Source organism: Bacteroides sp. MSK.20.12, from assembly GCF_019052435.1.
Classification (GTDB): Bacteria; Bacteroidota; Bacteroidia; order Bacteroidales; family Bacteroidaceae; genus Bacteroides; species Bacteroides xylanisolvens.
The window spans coordinates 20,174-37,584 of the sequence record NZ_JAHQVH010000056.1; the positions used below are offsets into that span (position 1 = coordinate 20,174).

A 17,411-nucleotide genomic window follows, 5' to 3' on the forward strand; every position below is an offset into this window, starting at 1 on the left:
AAATATCTGAATCTAAATCCGCATAGCTTTTATATTAAATACAATCACTGGTGTCATTCTTGCCTTCACACCTCCTAATCGCTTTAGTCAAAGCCTCTTTCAACCTTATAAAGGCAAGCCTGTCCACACTCTTTAATACACTGATTTTCTTACTAACCAAATCATTCAATTGGAGTAAACAAGGAATATCTGCCTTATATCTATCCCCCACATCTTGTAGGTGATAATCAAAATTATAATGATAAGAAAGAAATTGCGTAAAAGAATTTCTGCTTTTATTACTTAGTTTACAAATAGCATCAAAAAGAGTATTTGCATCTTCCGATGCAAATATAGTACGATATTCGTATGTGCAACTTTTATCCGGATAAGGTTGCCTATCTATAATTATGAGCTCCTCGACAGTTTCTTCTGTCAAATTACGTAGTGCTTTTTGCATTTGATCTGGTAAATCATTAATCTTTGATTTCATCTTCTGCAAAAAATAGGACACAATATCATCTGTTATTAGAGTCTTGGAATCTGTGGTTACATAATTACATCCACTAATAAAAAGCCCTTTTAGCCGATAAAGTTCTTCTAAACTGGTTTGATTATTAATCATTTCTGCTATTCTCTCTTTTATTGAAGAGACAGTATCCTTTTCCAAATAGACAGCATCAATAGCAGCAAAATATGATAGATATGCAATACTATAACCAAGTTGATAAGCGTCTTTTATTTCTTTATCCAATATGGCATTTATAGTAGCTTGACAAATACTTTCAAGTTCTTGCTGTTCCATATCGAAAAAACCAGATAACCTTTCCCAAGGTTTTAGCTCTCTTTGATTACCCTTTATTTCCATAGCAATGAATTCTACAAGTGGAGCACCTGTAATAATATAGTTTATAATAGCCGTAACATACCCTGGATTTAAAACATTATATACCAAGCTTTTATTTAAGGAATCATATTTTTCTCTCAAATGCTGCATTCTTTGCTTATCCTCATTATCATCTTGGTGTAGCAAGAATTTACATTCTTCACTCCATTTGCAAATTAACTCTTTGCTTTCACCATTGCTATACTCTGCATACACTGCAATAAATGAACCAAGAATATTTTTAAGAAAGATATTATCCTTTTCAATCAGTTCGGAAGGAAGTTTGTTTAAGTGGCTTTTAAAATCATATAAGCATTGTCTCAAAACCCGTAAGTTATCGGATTTTGTACATATAAAACAGTCAATAATGAAATCACGCATTTCTTTCAAATAATCGGATGTCGGAACTTCGTCAAGGAAGTATTCGATGGCTTCTTTTATATTGGGTTGTATTTCAAATTCCTTGCCTATAGTCTTTTCCTTAAACTCATCCAATACAGCCTTAGGCAGTTCTTCAAGGTGGTTCTCATCTCCAATTACAACAACATGACAATTACAGTGCTCTACAAAATAATTGATAAAACCTAACAATTCTTTCATTTCTATCAGACACCTTTCGATGTCATCGAATATCAGAAATTTTACACCTTTTATACTATCGTCTTCCACTTGTAGTAACGACAATGAATCCAGTGTTGCGGAAAATGAACCATCCTCTTTAGAATCTTCATTAAAATCCATACTTGTTTTGAAGACTATCTTACCGGCTAATTTCAAAGCTCCTTTTATGAAGCGCCCTGTTTTCGAATAAAAGAAAGGATTTAATTCTCTATCTATAGCAGTCTTAATATCATTCACGCTATCCATTCCATAGGTCGAAATATAGATGGGCTTTAGTGTAATTTCCTCATTGGTATCTGAGGTCTTATCAAACTTCTTCTTCCATTGCTTTATAAGATGAGTTTTACCACATCCCCATTTTCCTTTCAGCATCACGGCATACTGAGGATTAGGATTACCAGCATAACTGTCTAAAAAATCAAGAATTAAACTGTTCATACTTTTGTTATTAACATAATTCTATTTTAACTCCATTGGAAAATAAGAATGTAGCAATAAGAACATTAAATATGAAATAGTAAATGACGCTGCAAATCCATTATCGCCACATCCACAACAAACAAAGTTAGTGAAATTTCTTAAATACAATAACATCCATACAACTAAATTTCAGGTTTCTTCTCACGGCTCTTTCATTTAAAAACGAAAAAATATTAGGCTGATTTTCAATACACCTAACCTTGCTGTTTGGGCTGTTAAACAAACAAAAAGAATTAAAAGTTAAGCACATAGTAAATAAAAATACTAACAATCAACATATTAACAAAATCGCTCGTTTCTTGAGATAAAGAGCCATAGTTCTTCGTTTAAAAATCTAATAAAGGCTTGCAGAAATCGAACCTTTTGCTTATCTTCGCATCGTCAAAAAGATAATGATTGTTGAATTGATAAAGAAAAGCGATGAATTTAGTGTAAAGCTAATTCGATGGTTTTCATAAGAAATAAAGCAAAAAGGTGCTGTCAATCAAGGGATTAGAGTAAACCAAACTAAAAGGTTCGATTCCTGGTGGCACCACAGCAAAGAAAAGCAAAACAATGTAAAATCCTGATTTTCAACGAAAATCGGGATTTTTTATTTTTCCCAAAAACGCAAAAAAGTGCGGTTCACGACCGCCTTTGGTGGAGCAAGAGGTGGAGCAAACGGGTGTTCCAAACATCTCCACCTTGAAAGAGCGTTTTTTCGCTGATTCACAATATTTTGCATAGTATCAAAACGGACTCGGATTCCTACATTTGTCGAACTAATGTTTAACTTAAAAGTAGGAGAAAATGAGACGAGATTCATTTAATGTGCTTTTCTTTATCAAGAAAACCAAACTGCTGAAGAACGGTGAGGCTTCAGTATGTATGCGTATCACAGTCAATGGCGCAAGAGTAGAAACAAACATTCGCAAAAGCATCGAGCCAGTATCGTGGAACCAGGCAAAGGAGTGTGCGAGGGGCAAAAGTCGTAAATCAACCGAGCTTAATAACTACATCGAGGAGAGTCGAATCAAACTCCACCGAATTTACACGCAACTTGAAGAGAATGGGGAACTTATCACTGCCCGAATATTGCAGGAAAAGTTCTTTGGAGTGGACAAAAAGGTGGAGCAAGTACGCACCATCATCGGTACTATGCGTGAACATAATGAGCAATGCCGAGCATTGGTAGGTAAAGATTTTACCCTAATCACCGTAAGACGCTACGAAAGTTGTACCCGCTATCTTGCCGAACTTATCAAACTGAAATATGACAAGGATGATTTGCCTATTACGGAGGTAAACGGCGAACTTGTGCGAGCCTTTGAGTTCTATTTGAAGACAGAGAAAAATTGTCAGCAGAATACCGTTATCCGCTATATGAAGTGCTTGAAGAAGATTATCAACCTCGCACTTGCCAACGAGTGGATAGAGAAGAATCCTTTTGCAGGTATTAAGTTTCACGAGAAAGAGGTGGTTCGTGAGTTTTTGACTATGGACGAACTTATGACAATATACCAAAAGGAGTTTGCGCTGCCTCGTCTTGCATTGGTGCGTGATGTGTTTATCTTCGCCGCCTTTACGGGATTGGCATTTATAGATGTTCAGCAACTCGCAGCCGAACATATCGTGCAAGACAACAACGGGCACTATTGGATTCGCAAGACGCGCCAAAAGACAAATAATATGTGCAATATCCCGTTGCTGGATATCCCATTGGCAATACTCAAAAAGTATGAGAACAATCCAACTTGCATCAAGCGTGGCGTATTACTCCCTGTACCTTGTAATCAAAATATGAACAGCTACCTGAAAGAGATAGCCGATGTCTGCGGAATCCAGAAGCATCTTAGCACTCACGTGGCACGCCATTCCTACGCGACATCTGTGTGCCTGGCTAACGGTGTGAGCATAGAGAATGTAGCAAAGATGCTCGGACACTCAAATATTAAGATGACGCAACACTATGCAAAAGTGCTTGACAGCTCGATATTGAAGGATATGATGAATGTAAAGAGTGCAATAGTGAATTTAGGATAGAAGTCTGCGGTACGCTTCACTTGCTTTCGCCCCATTATAAAGTTAACTCGGAGGGCAATACCTGCGAGTTCAAGCCCACGGGTTTTCGAGCAAAAAATTCTCTACGATAATTTTTCACCCGAAAAAACTCTCCGGTATCACCGTCCGAGTTGGGGATGGGGTTGGGACGAAGCAAGCGAAGCGACCTACGACGCATAATAAGAAGCTGTTTTGAATTTTATTGAAAGAGTTTGTTCGTTGCTGCAAAAGATAGTTTCGGCTTCTTTGAGGCTCTTTTCGGCAACTTTTCATTTGTGATAATTGGAAATAGTCCACTATTACCCGCATACCCCAAATGAAAATTTACACGAAATTAGCTCTCAAATAATCTCGAAATAAAATTCAAACAGCTTCTAGGTCAAATCTATTAAGAGTATCAATCTTCAAATTACAATCAAGACGCTATTATTATAGAAAAACAGAGTTGGGGACAAAGGCAGCTCGCTCCCAACTCTGCATAATAAGTTTAGTCAGTGTTTCCTTTACACTTATAATATACCCTATCGGGTGTAATTTGCAAGTACTTAACCCATATTATACCTTATAGGGTATAATCTAAAATTTGCCTCGATAGCAACTTTGCAATACTCGTTCAATATCGCTTTCACGATAGAGAATTTTTCCACCCAGTTGGCGGTATGGCAAAATACCGTTGTTGCGATAGTCCTGCAAGGTGCGGCGACTGATTTTCAAGCGTTGCGATAACTCCCTGTCGGTCAAATAGTGTTCGCCACCCAATAGCGGTTGATTCTCGTCTGCCACCATTGCGGCATCTTTGGCAATGCGGTCAAGTTCCGAGAATAGACCGCGTAACCACTCGTGCTTGTGCGTGATAACTTCGTTACTCATAGGCATAGAATTTATAGGTTAAACATCATTTTCAATAAGTCGCTCCACATCTTCGGGGCGATAGTATATGCGGTTGTTTATCTTAGAGTGTGGCAATCGCCCACTATCCCGCAAGGTCTGTAATGTACGAGGACTAATCTTCAATGCCTGACAGACATCTTGGTTGTCCATCCAATCGCTCATACGCCTGCTACTACGCTGGCGGTTAATACTATCCATCCGCTTAACGAACTGCCCGAGGCGCGACACAAGCTCCTCAAAGGTCTTTTTCTCAATACTGATAATCTCCATATCTATTTCATTTTTACATTAAATATTCGCTTTTCAAATGCTAAGTAAAAACAAAAAATAATACATTCTGCAATCCCGACATTACGTGTCGTCAAGTGTCATTAGATTGCATAAGTGGTAGTATTTTAGAATGTAAATCGCTATCCCAAATACAGAAAGAGTGATTGATAGATTGCAAGATTGCATGACTGCAAGTATGAGAGATTGCAAGGTTGAATGATTGCATTACTTGTTACAATCAATAATGATTGCACTCATTCTTGATTGCTTGCTTTGCTTATTGGTTATAAACAAGTAACCAACAAGTGTTATAACCAACGCACCAATGCTAATTTTTCAGTAAAATTTAGGCTGCCATAGGATAATTTTCAGGCACTGAAAATTCATGTTCAAGCGAACATAGCAAGTTGTGTTTTGGGGCACCCGAAATGTTTTCGGCGTCCCAAAACTACCTCTCTGTACCCTACCCTCCAAAGTCGGGTGGATTTGATGCTTTTATATTGCAAATACCTTCACTTTATGTACAAGTTTTATGCTCGAAATATTCATATAAACTATCCAAATTTTCATTCTTGGATTATAAAAATTACAATTCATGCGATAAAAAAGTTACTTCAAAAAGACACAGTTTCGCATATTATCACTAAATTTGCGGTATACGCCAATAAAATGTGTAAATAATGAAAGATTTAAATAGACTAAAAGTAGTATTGGTTGAACAAAAGAAAACCGGTAAATGGCTTGCCGAGCAGTTAGGCAAAGACCCCTCAACTGTTTCCAAATGGTGCTCAAACAAGATGCAGCCATCGTTGGAGATGCTGGTGAATATTGCGAAAGTATTAGATGTTGATACCAGAGAACTAATCGTTATTACGAAACAATAACTATGGGAACAAACTTTTTCACAAATGAAAAAGAAAATACTCTTCTTGAAAAAATAGAAGGGGTATTCAAATATAAAAAAGTGCATTTCTTTGATGCACTTGTCGGATATTTCCGAGCATCGGGATATTTCCGTATTAGGAAGTTTATACAACAAACTCCCAAGATTCGCATTTTGGTTGGTATCAATGTAGATAAACTCACTTATCAAGCAAATCAGCAGGGGCTACTTTTCAATCCTAATGCAGAACAGTCTCAGGAGGAGTTTTTTAACGATATAAAGCGTAATATTCAGGAAGCGAAATACGACAAAGAAGTTGAGGATGGTATGTATCAGTTCATAGAAGATATTGTAACTGGTAGAATAACCATGCGCATCCATCCTAAACAAAATATCCATGCTAAGATTTATATTTTCCGTGAGGAAGTTTACCATCCCCATGGTTATGGTTCTGTTATCACAGGTTCTAGCAATTTAACTGAGGCTGGACTTGAGAAGAACTTCGAGTTCAATGTGGAGTTGCGTTACGACGATGATATACAATTTGCTACTGAAACATTTGAAAGGCTATGGGAAGAGTCTGTAGAGATAGATATAACACACATAGAGAAGATAAAGAGTGATTCTTATCTTAATCCGAACTTCACTCCATACGAAGTATATCTAAAATTCTTATTGGAATACTTCGGTAAGAGTATTGACTTTGACCCTAACTCTGTGTCCGATTTGCCTACGGGATATAAAAAGTTGTCATACCAAATAGATGCAGTCAATGACGGATATGCCAAGATGATGAAACACAATGGATTTTTCCTTTCCGATGTCGTCGGATTAGGCAAGACAGTTGTGTCTGCTCTTATAGCTAAGAAATTCTTTTTCTCGAATGGATTTCCTACTCATCGTTCACACATATTGGTAATAGTTCCTCCCGCTATGAAAGATAATTGGGAAGAGACTCTTACGGAATTCAAATTAGATAATTTCAAAATCATAACTAACGGAAGCCTTCATAAAGTTAAGAATCCCGAACTCTATGACCTAATTATAGTTGATGAGGCACATAAGTTCAGAAGTGACACCGCATCAATGTATAATGAATTGCAGAAGTTGTGTAAAACCAAGACAAAGCGATATGATGGCAGTTTGCATGATAAAAAAGTTATACTTGTCTCTGCTACGCCACTTAACAATAAGCCAGAAGATATAGCCAATCTCGTATATCTGTTCCAGGACTCAAAGGACAGCACTTTAGAGGAAGGCAACTTGCAGCGATTCTTCCGTGAGCATATTGACAGATATAACAAACTGAAAAAACAAAAGGACTTAACTTTTATAGCTGACGAAGTTAAGGCAATCTACGAGAGAATTCGCGTCAAGGTGGTGGAACCATTAACTGTGCGTCGTACTCGTACAGACTTAATGGAGAACGATGCATATCGCAAAGATTTAGAGGAACAGAACATCCACTTCCCTGATGTAAAATCTCCTCGCAAGATATATTATCAATTGGAGACAGAGTTGGAGACTTTGTACGATAAGACTATAATGTATCTTAGTGACAAGATAAACGGACTTAAATATTACAGATACCAAGCGATAAAATATCTAAAGTCTCCTAAGAAGAGCAAGTATAAAAAGGCAGATATGATTTCTATCCAATTGGCAGGCATTATGAAGACACTGCTTGTCAAGCGAATAGATAGTAGTTTTTATGCCTTCAAGCAATCATTGCGTCGATATTATGAGGCCAACAAGGTGATGCTTGATATGTTTGCCAACGGCACTATATACATTGCTCCCAATCTGAAAGTCAATGAGTTGCTTAGCGAAGGTAAAGAAGACGAGTTGATAAAGTTGATCGAGGAGGCAAGATATACTGACCCTACAATAGAAGTTTGTACGCCAGATGACTTTGAAGATGGTTTCGAAGATGGCATAAAGGCTGATAATGCGATATTGAAAGAGTTGGTTTCTATGTGGGATGCAGTTAATACAGATCCTAAGTTGGATATATTTATTCAATATCTAAAAGATACTTTATTGGATACATCTATTAATCATGAAGGTAAGCTAGTAATATTCTCAGAATCAAAAGAGACTACCAAATATCTATATGATTCTCTTAAGGGGTATGGATTTAGTAAGATTATGACTGTACAGAGCGACAATAGAGATACCCAAATGCCACTCTTGAAGGAGAACTTCGATGCAAACTACAAAGGGGATAAGAAAAACGATTATAACATAGTTATTTCTACCGAGGTACTTGCCGAAGGGGTAAACCTCCATCGTGCCAATGTTATCGTAAACTATGACACACCTTGGAACTCAACAAGACTTATGCAGCGAATAGGTCGTGTAAATCGTATCGGCAGCACTGCCAAAGAAGTATACATTTTTAACTTCTTCCCAACCTCAAAAGTAAATGATGATATTGAGTTGGAAAAGAAAGCAAAAATGAAACTCTTTGCGTTCCATGCAGCATTGGGTGAAGATAGTCAGATATACTCAACAGATGAGAACCCTGAAAGTTTTGGACTATTTGATAAAGATGTTGACGAAGAGCGCGACGAGAAACTTCGTTATTTGATGTGGCTTCGACAGCTCAAGCAAGATGATCCTGATTTGATTAAGCGAATCAGCAAATTACCATTGCGAGCTCGTACAGGTCGCAAGAGTAAGTTTATACCAGGAAGTACCATTGTGTTTATCCGAAACAAACGCCGCGATGCTTTCACATTTGTACGAGATGACGGTAGCATCGAGGAACTTACATTTTTAGAAGCAGTAAAAGAGTTTGAAGCCCGTATTGACGAAAAGTCCATACCGCTACACGATATGCACCACGAGCAAGTAAAAGCGGCACTTGATGCTTTTGTTACACAAGAGGAAGAGACTAAAGCAACAAAGCAGAAGGTGAATCCGGCACAGGGTCCTAATGAGAAGAAGGCAATTGCTTATCTTGATGGCTTTGTAAGTATTCCCAACATTACAGAAAAGGAACTTGAATTGATTAATAAAGCAAAACGAGCTATTACAACGGGTAAATTCCAGCAGTTGCAACGAGATATAAATAAATTAAAAACAGCAACAAAGAAAACACCTGTCAAGCCAGTGGTTTTACTTGAGCAATTGATAATGATTATATCAGCATATCCATTGGAGCATGTTCAAAGTGGGAATGTTGATAAACAAGTAGATGTGCTTAAAGTGTCGAAAGATTTTATGCCTGAGATTATTATTTCAGAGAGTTTTAACATGTAACAAAGTATTATTATGAATCAAGCATATTTGAAAAATATACTATCTGCAAAATTTGATTTTGACATTTGGAAAGATTTGCTAGAGAAGATCTTCCCAAAAGTTGAAGTATTCACAAGTGTTGCCAAGATTGCAGATTCACACGTCAAAGATGGTGGTCATGTTGGTAATATCCGATTGGACGATGGACGTTCAATGGCTATATTCCGCTTTGAGGTAGCTGACAATGTGCAAATATCACGCAACCGTAAAAGTTTACGCGATATTGCTGCTAAGTATGTAGATCAAGGTTTGATTCATGGAGCTTTGGTTTTCTATTATTCGCAAAACCAAGATGACTATCGCTTGACATTTATTGCCAAGCAGACCTATTTCAATGAAAGTGGAGAATTAGTAAAGAAGGAAACAGCTCCTAAACGATATACATTCTTGTTAGGCAAGAATGAGCCTTGTACCACAGCAGCAAGCCGACTTAAAGAATTGGCTGATAAGAGGACCTATGGCTCCATTTATTTAACAGATGTTACCGATGCATTCTCTGTTGAACGACTTAACAAAGAGTTTTTCAATGGCTACAAAGCTCAATATAAGAAATTTATTGATACGCTTTCTGATACCAAGTCACATCGCGACTATGTCAAGAAGTTATTAGGCCGTTTGGTGTTCTTGCAGTTCTTACAAAAGAAAGGCTGGATGGGTGTGCCTGAATCAAATACTAAATGGGAAGGTGGGGATAAAAAATTCCTAAGTAATCTTGTTGAGAGACATATCGATAATGATAGACTGTTAAGCGATGTGTTTGAACCATTATTCTTTGGCATCCTGAACACAAAGCCAGAAGAGAGAGAGACATTATTCATTAATAAAAATTGGGATATACAACTCTTGGAAGAGTTTAGTGGCATCCCGTATCTTAATGGCGGTTTATTCGAGGCAGACGATGTGGATAAGCAGCCTATTGATTTCTCATATACCCACTTCAAGGAATTAATGGATTTCTTCTCCCAATACAACTTTACGATTGACGAGAACGACCCTGATGACAGCGAGGTTGGTATTGATCCTGAAATGCTGGGACATATTTTCGAGAATCTTTTGGAGGACAATAAAGACAAGGGTGCTTTCTATACCCCCAAGGAGATTGTTCAGTATATGTGTCGCCAGAGTGTGATTCAATACCTAAAAACACACGAGCCATCAGAACAGTATGCAGAAGCTATTGAGCAACTTATAAATGATGGAGTAGTGAGTCCTATACTCCAAAGCAAAAGCATTGCTACACGCTTTATTCAACTGCTTAAAGAGGTTAAGGTATGCGACCCAGCCATTGGTTCGGGTGCATTCCCTATGGGTATCCTTTATGTATTGTATCACGCCATACATCATTTGCATTCACATGCTGAGCCTCACGGGAATTTTGATTCGACTCAAACAAAGCGAGATATTATCCAAAATAACATCTTTGGTGTAGATATCGAGCAAGGTGCTGTCGATATAGCTCGTTTACGTTTCTGGTTAGCATTGGTTGTCGATGCCGACAAGCCACAACCTCTACCAAACTTGGATTATAAAATTACTTGTGGCAATTCATTATTGAGTCGCTATCCTATTGACGCCCCTATTGAGAATGTCTTTGTAGAGTACAACAAGGGCAAAAAAGGAGATGAGAAAATAACACTTGCCAAATATAAAGAGTTGGTAAGTGACTATACCAATACATCAAATCATCAAACCAAGGAACTTTTCCGCAAGACTATTGAGGATATAAAGTGTGCCTTCAAGACAGAACTGAGCAAACAGTTTAAGGAAAGACTTGCAAAGTTAAGAGGAAAAGTTATAATGCTTGAAGGCCCAACCTTATTTGGAGAACGTACAAAGGCGGAAAAGGCTGAGTTGAAGAAGCTGAAAGAAAAACTGAATCTCCTTGAGAAAGAACAAGAAGATATTAAGACAAACAAATTATATGTTGATGCTTTCGAATGGCGTTTTGAATTCCCTCAATTGCTTGATGAGAATGGTAAGTTTACTGGTTTTGATATAATAATAGGAAATCCGCCATATATTAAAGAAGCAACAGATAAAAACGCATTTAATGGGTTAAGAAACAGTGCATATTATCAAGGTAAAATGGACCTTTGGTATATTTTCGCTTGTAAAGGGATTGACTTATTAAAGTCTAATGCGTGTTTATGTTATATTGCCACAAATAATTGGGTTACCAACGACGGAGCAAGTATTTTACGCAATAAGATTGTATCAGATGCCAGAATCATACAATTAATAGATTTCTTTGATGCTATGATTTTTGACAGTGCAAGTATACAAACAATGATTATGCTCTTTCAGAAAGACTGCATTACTGACAATTATTCTTTTGATTATCGAAAAGTACAACAAAAACATGCCAATAAACAGGCTGCGATTAATTTATTAGAGAAAACACATGATGATAGCAACGTATTCTTTATGCCATTAATTAATAGAGAGTATTTCTCAAATCAGCTATTAACATTTGCATCTACAGAGAATAACCAAATATTACAATTAATAAGCAATACAAAACACATTCTCTTGAATGATCAAGATGGACTTAAGGAGATATCTTCTGGTATTGATGTTTTGCAAGATTATGTAAATAAAAAGGCTCAACAACTTTTAAACAATAAGAAACAAATCGGAGATGGTATTTTTGTATTAAGCCAACAAGAATATGATAGTCTAAGTTTTAATGAAAATGAAAAGAGTCTTGTAAAGCCATATTATACATCAAAACTGATAAACAGATATTCAGTATGCAAAGAGAATTCTGAATGGATAATATATACAGATTCTTCTGCAAATGACAGTATCTCCCTTTATCCTAACATACAAAAGCATTTAGATCAATTTTCTAAAGTTATTACATCTGTAAATAAACCTTATGGGCTGCATCGTGCTAGAAAAAAAGAAAGTTTTGAAGGAGAAAAAATCTTAGCATTAAGAAAGTGTGTAAATCGTCCTGCTTTTTCTTATGTAAATTTTGACAGTTTTGTTTCTAGAGCTTACTTAATTATTAGAACAAATAGAATAAACCAAAAGTATCTTACAGGATTATTGAATTCAACACTAATAAAGTATTGGCTAAAATATAAGGGAAAAATGCAGGGAGCGAATTTTCAAATAGACAAGGAGCCTTTGCAGCAGATTCCTATTGCAGTACCAGCAATCAATGTTCAGGAATTAATTGCAACAATTGTTGATTATGTAATGATGGCAAGTTCTACAAAAGAAAACTTATCAGAATTAGTTTCAAACGAAACAATTGCACTGTTTTTTGAAAAAATTATTGATGGTTGTGTGTATGAATTATACTTTGGAGAGCATATGAAAGAACAAGAAATCAATATAATTGATTCAGCGTTGGAACTCATAAAGCCGATCACACACCTATCCTCAGATAAAGAAAAAGCAGATATGATACTTGATGTATTTATGAATATCAAGAAAACGGATAATTCTATTCGAAACAGATTAGATTTATTTACATTAAGAAGCCCCGAAATACTCAAACTTATAATTGAAGGATAATATGCCAGCAATAAATAGAATACATATATGTGGTTTTAAGGCCTTTCCAAATGATTTTGAATTACTACTAGAAGGAAAGAACCTTTTGATGTATGGTGAGAATGGTAGTGGAAAATCTTCCATCTACTATGCTTTACATTGTATGTTCCAGGCACCATTAAAACCTGATGCTGGTAAAAAATACTTTGACCCCGCTAGTGAACAGCATTTAAAGAATCTAAATAATTTGGATGTAGATTCCAAAATATGGATAGATTTTGATGGGAGACATCCGTTTATATATAATATTGATAAAGAAGGTTATCAATTTACATTATTAGGAGGTAAACACCCATTGCCTGCACAGATTAACGGTTGTTTTGTTAATCATCAATTCTTATTCCATTTTTTCAATTTTAGAAATTCTCAGAGAATAAATCTATTCCCCGTATTTATAAAAGATATTTTGCCATTCTGTAAAGATGACAATACAGGACTTCACATTGGCGAAATGTATGATGAAATAACAGCATCAATTATCAAGAAGGGACGACATATACACCCTGATTATATTTCTAATATTGAATATTTTAACAAAGCAGTCAAGAAGGTCGTTGAAGACATTAACATTTATGCCTCCGATCGATATAATGAGTCTTTTAAGGATGAAGATGATAATGAGTTGGTTATAAGATTGCGATACGATTCGAATTTTGATAAACCCGAAGATGACACTAATGAGTATTGGTTAAAGTATGACAATATTATAGAGTTAGTTAAAGAGAATGGGGAAATAAAAGAACGCAAATCATCATATAAAAAATTAAATGAACCTTTTATTGGCTTAGAGATTTCCGAGAAGATGCCTGATGGCAATCTACGAAAGATTGTTAAGCCACATACATATTTTAACGAAGCAAAATTAACAGCAATAGCATTGTCTGTTCGTTTTGCACTGCTGAATATAGAGAAGCCTGCTGATGGTCGTTTTCTAGCTCTTGACGATATGCTCATCAGTCTTGACATGAGCAATCGAGCAAAAGTTGTGGACTTCTTGCTAAAAATATCTGATAAGTATAAGATATATCTGTTTACTCATGACAAAATGTTCTTTGAGTATTTTAAGCATAAAACAAAAAAGAATCAAGATGCGTGGGTCTATAAAGAAATATACATGGATTATGATAAGACTCCATATATTAGAAATAGCGAGGATTACCTTGGGCAAGCCGAACATTATATTAAACAGCATGAATACGAGATTGCTGGTAATTTCTTAAGAAAAGAAGCCGAAGCTTTTTGTAAAGATTTCCTGCCCAAGAAAAAGCAACTGACTGGTGATTTTGCACATTTAGATCTTAATGGATTGATAATGAACTGTAAAGATTATGCCGCAGAAAGCGGTGTAATTGATATATCCATTTTTAATGAGTTGGATGAACATCGTAAGTTTATACTTAATCCATCAAGTCATGATAGTTATGATGTGGCAAAGTACGGTCATGAAGTTAAACGTTGTCTTCAAACATTAAGAAAACTAAGAGAAATTATAATTAGACCCTTTCTAAAATTTGGGAGCCAAGTTGAGTTTACATTAAAGACGCCAGAGCCTCGCATTAGTGAATATAAATTTATACTTACATTATGTGATGACTTTCGAATTATTATAATGCCTGGAGAAGTCCCTGTTATATCTAAAGGAATGATCAATTATCAAGTGTATGAAGATGGCAACAATAAGAAAGGTGTTCAATCTGATAATACAACGATTAAACATTTTTTTGAATATAATTATGAGAAATCTGATAAAACCAAAGATGCAAATTATCTTATCAGTGTAATAGAAATAGAATCAGGAAATCCAATTGCTACATTTATGTAATGGTAATAAATAAGTAAATAACATATAATGACAATAGAGTGTATCAATAATGAAAGTAGATTTTTCCAAGATGTAAAAACATTGGGAAAGAGAAACTCTGCCACTTTGGGATTTATGCCCGAAGGGGGCTTTGAAGATCATGCTCAAAATAAGTGGATAATTGTAGCTTGCATAGACGATACACTATGTGGATATTTAATGTTTAGGGAGGTCCCTAGATATTCACGAGTCTCAATAGTCCATTTATGCATTGATGAAAATCATAGGGGGCGAGGTATAACACAAAAACTATTAGACCATCTGCGTTCATTGTATGAATACAACTATAGTTATAATGGGATTTCATTAAGTTGTAGAAATGACTATATAGGAGCAACGAGTGTTTGGCAAAAATACGGTTTCGTTTCTAAAACACAAATCCGTAGTCGTAGCGTAGAGGAAAACTACCTTAATAAGTGGTGGTACGATTTTAATCGACAAGATTTATTCTCTTTGGCTGCAACCCAATCAAAAAAGATTAGAGCCTTATTGGATGCCAATATTATCATTAAATTACGAGATATTGAGAATGATTATGCACCTATGGAAGATCCTCGGTGCCTTCTTTCGGACTGGCTTATTGATGAAACAGAATTCCTATACGCTTCGGAAATCTTTAATGAGATAAATAGAGATAAAGATCGCAAAAGAGCTCAAAGAACAAGGGGCTTTATAAACCATTTTGTTGAGGCCAAGCATAACATAGAAGATCGTAAAAGGATTGCACAAGAGCTAGAAGAGTTTATTACTGGGCATGCAGATAATGATAACTCTGATCGTATCCAATTGGCCACCTGTATAGCTGCAGGAGTCAGATATTTTATAACATTTGACCAAGGTATCCTGGATGCTAAGGAAGCTATTGAGTCTAACTATGATGTTGAGATTCTAACTCCACAAGAATTTGTTTTGTTCATTGATAAGTTGATAGATATTGAATCATATTCACCAAAACAAATTTTAGGGGCTGTTTTTCATTCATTGTCAAAAATTGTCAATAAAGAACTCGAACTTTGTATTGACAAATTCTGGGATCAGAAGGGCGGAGAAAATAAAAAACAGTTTAGAAATAGTATACTTAAAGTGGTTAACTCATCGTCATATATTATTGACACTGTAAAATACAATAATGAAAACATTGCACTATTTGCTTATAAGAATGACAATAGTGTGTTATCTATTCCAATCATTAGAATCTCAGATGCAAAAAATAGAGATACACTATTTATGGGGTTGGTGAATGAGTTCATTAGTAGAGCTATTAAAGAAAAATGTCATCAAATAAGAATTAGTGAATCTAATATTAAAGAGAGATATAGTTCTATATTGCTTAAGTTTGGTTTTATTATACAAGATAGTTCATATGTGAAACATGTTATTGATGAGTGTATAGCATCCGATGAATTAGGTAGACTTATTAAACAGAACAATATCCCAATATTAGACGAACTAATAGATCAATCACAACTGCTGGATATTGAGCGCAAGCTATTTCCTTTAAAGATTACAGATATAGATATTCCATGTTATATAATCCCCATAAAAGCTGTTTGGGCCGCCCACTTATTTGATAAATTAATAGCAAGTGAATCATTGTTTGGTGCAGATGTTAATAGATTATGGAATGTAGAGAATGTATACTATCGATCAACAAAACCTATTACAGAAAAATGTCCAGCTCGTATACTATGGTATGTAAGTTTTGATAAAAATAGCACTAGAAGTAAAGCTATTGTTGCTTGTTCATACTTAGATGAGGTTGTAACCGGACTGCCAAAGGACGTATTTAGACGTTATAAACATTATGGAATATATGAGTGGAAACATGTATATAATTTATGCAATAAAGACATTAATAGTTTTGTAAGAGCTCTTAAATTTAGTCAAACACAGTTATTTGAAAAACCTATTGATTACTCAACAGTCACTAAAATAATTGGGACAAAGAATACTTTTGCATCACCAGTGCGTATATCAAAAGATATGTATAGTGAAATATATAAATTAGGACATGAAACAAAATAAATATCTTTTTTTGGCAATAAAACCAGAGTTCGCTAATAAAATATTAGCGAAAGAAAAGACTATAGAACTCAGAAAAGTTCGTCCTAACATCAAAGAAGGGGATTATATAATAATATATGCATCTTCTCCAGTTAAAGGGGTTGTTGGTTTTGGTAGAATAAAAAAAATAATAGATACTTCCCCATATGAAATGTGGAGAATTTATTCATCCCAATTAGGTATAGATAAAATTAGATATGACAACTATTTCTTGGATAGGAAAAAGGCAATAGGAATAGAGATAGAATCTATTAGAACCATACAGCCTATGATTACCCTAGAAGCGATAAAGGGAATTGATATATCGTTTACCCCTCCACAGGGATATAGATATGTGTCTAATAGCCAAATCCTACAGTTATTACAAACTATTGTTTCAAAATTAGATGTATGAGAGTTGATCGCGAAATAAGAGAAAAACTCTTTGACGAGAGTGATACGAGTTTTGAAGCTCGTAAACTTTGGTATGCATTCAAAGATTCGATATTTTATGAGAATCGTTTGTAACCATTCTATTTTCCGCCTTGACATAAGTTGTTAGCCGCCATATCTTTGCGCCGTAACCTTTA

At 35.5% G+C, this 17,411-nt stretch carries 10 protein-coding genes; 7 read left to right on the top strand and 3 right to left on the bottom strand.

All coding sequences use genetic code 11. The features are described from left to right. Positions 1-34: 34 nt before the first annotated feature. On the bottom strand, positions 35-1,924 hold the full coding sequence (locus tag KTR06_RS21825) for a P-loop NTPase fold protein (protein WP_036629362.1): 1,890 nt from the start codon (positions 1,922-1,924) through the stop codon (positions 35-37). 831 nt (positions 1,925-2,755) lie between these two features. Between KTR06_RS21825 and KTR06_RS21830 the strand changes: the two genes are divergently transcribed. After that, positions 2,756-3,988, top strand: a complete 1,233-nt coding sequence (locus KTR06_RS21830; protein WP_217290791.1) for a site-specific integrase — start codon at positions 2,756-2,758, stop codon at positions 3,986-3,988. Between the two features lie 594 nt (positions 3,989-4,582). On the opposite strand, the gene KTR06_RS21835 is transcribed toward KTR06_RS21830, so the two are convergent. Further along, the gene (locus KTR06_RS21835) at positions 4,583-4,876 is read right to left on the bottom strand and encodes a helix-turn-helix domain-containing protein (RefSeq protein WP_217290792.1); all 294 of its coding nucleotides are present in this window, start codon (positions 4,874-4,876) and stop codon (positions 4,583-4,585) included. An 18-nt stretch (positions 4,877-4,894) separates the two neighbouring features. Next, positions 4,895-5,167: a helix-turn-helix domain-containing protein gene (locus KTR06_RS21840; protein ID WP_217290793.1), complete on the bottom strand. Its 273-nt coding sequence runs from the start codon at positions 5,165-5,167 to the stop codon at positions 4,895-4,897. Between the two features lie 680 nt (positions 5,168-5,847). Here KTR06_RS21840 and KTR06_RS21845 point away from each other — a divergent pair. Genes KTR06_RS21845 through KTR06_RS21870 form a run of 6 tightly spaced genes read left to right on the top strand, consistent with a single transcriptional unit; the run spans position 5,848 to position 17,236 of the window. After that, the gene (locus KTR06_RS21845) at positions 5,848-6,051 is read left to right on the top strand and encodes a helix-turn-helix domain-containing protein (protein ID WP_054349570.1); all 204 of its coding nucleotides are present in this window, start codon (positions 5,848-5,850) and stop codon (positions 6,049-6,051) included. Positions 6,052-6,053: 2 nt separating this feature from the next. Next, on the top strand, positions 6,054-9,314 hold the full coding sequence (locus KTR06_RS21850; protein WP_217290794.1) for a helicase-related protein: 3,261 nt from the start codon (positions 6,054-6,056) through the stop codon (positions 9,312-9,314). 12 nt (positions 9,315-9,326) lie between these two features. Continuing rightward, positions 9,327-12,878 carry an Eco57I restriction-modification methylase domain-containing protein gene (locus KTR06_RS21855; RefSeq protein ID WP_217290795.1) on the top strand — a complete coding sequence of 1,184 codons (3,552 nt, stop codon included), beginning with the start codon at positions 9,327-9,329 and terminating at the stop codon, positions 12,876-12,878. A gap of 1 nt (position 12,879) precedes the next feature. Next, positions 12,880-14,739 carry an ATP-binding protein gene (locus tag KTR06_RS21860; protein ID WP_217290796.1) on the top strand — a complete coding sequence of 620 codons (1,860 nt, stop codon included), beginning with the start codon at positions 12,880-12,882 and terminating at the stop codon, positions 14,737-14,739. Between the two features lie 27 nt (positions 14,740-14,766). After that, positions 14,767-16,803 carry a GNAT family N-acetyltransferase gene (locus KTR06_RS21865; protein ID WP_217290797.1) on the top strand — a complete coding sequence of 679 codons (2,037 nt, stop codon included), beginning with the start codon at positions 14,767-14,769 and terminating at the stop codon, positions 16,801-16,803. Further along, positions 16,790-17,236, top strand: coding sequence for an ASCH domain-containing protein (locus tag KTR06_RS21870; RefSeq protein WP_217290798.1), 447 nt, complete (start codon positions 16,790-16,792; stop codon positions 17,234-17,236). Before KTR06_RS21865 ends, KTR06_RS21870 begins: the two co-directional genes overlap by 14 nt. Positions 17,237-17,411 lie beyond the last annotated feature (175 nt).